Below are 289 nucleotides of genomic sequence, written 5' to 3'. Positions count from 1 at the left end.
TTTTAAGGTTTTATTCGATGCGATACTCCACGAAAATGAGTGTTCATCAAGGAATGCTGTACCTGAAGCGAATAGAAGGGAGAAGCTATTCCAACGCCCAAGATACGGGCCGCCGCACTGTCCGTGCCTCGGCCCTCGGGGTCTTAAGGTTGAAGCGACTAACGTGCCCATCTCATCTTGGGGACTACCCCTAAAGCCAGATGAACAGAACACCCCAATATTTTTAGCAGGTGAAGATACCTACTTGAGAATAAGACGGTGTCCTGTTTAGCCTCATGGCCAAGGATGG

At 49.1% G+C, this 289-nt stretch carries 1 protein-coding gene; it reads left to right on the top strand.

The window, feature by feature from the left end; all coding sequences use genetic code 11:
• A partial coding sequence (locus S1OALGB6SA_RS10465; protein ID WP_230204310.1) for a hypothetical protein occupies nucleotides 1–271 on the top strand: 271 nt, incomplete at its 5' end.
• Nucleotides 272–289 lie beyond the last annotated feature (18 nt).

The organism is Olavius algarvensis spirochete endosymbiont, from assembly GCA_900608495.1.
GTDB lineage: Bacteria > Spirochaetota > Spirochaetia > DSM-2461 > DSM-2461 > UBA2779.
The sequence above is the reverse complement of the archived record's forward strand: the minus strand, read 5'-3'. Positions and strand labels throughout refer to the sequence as shown.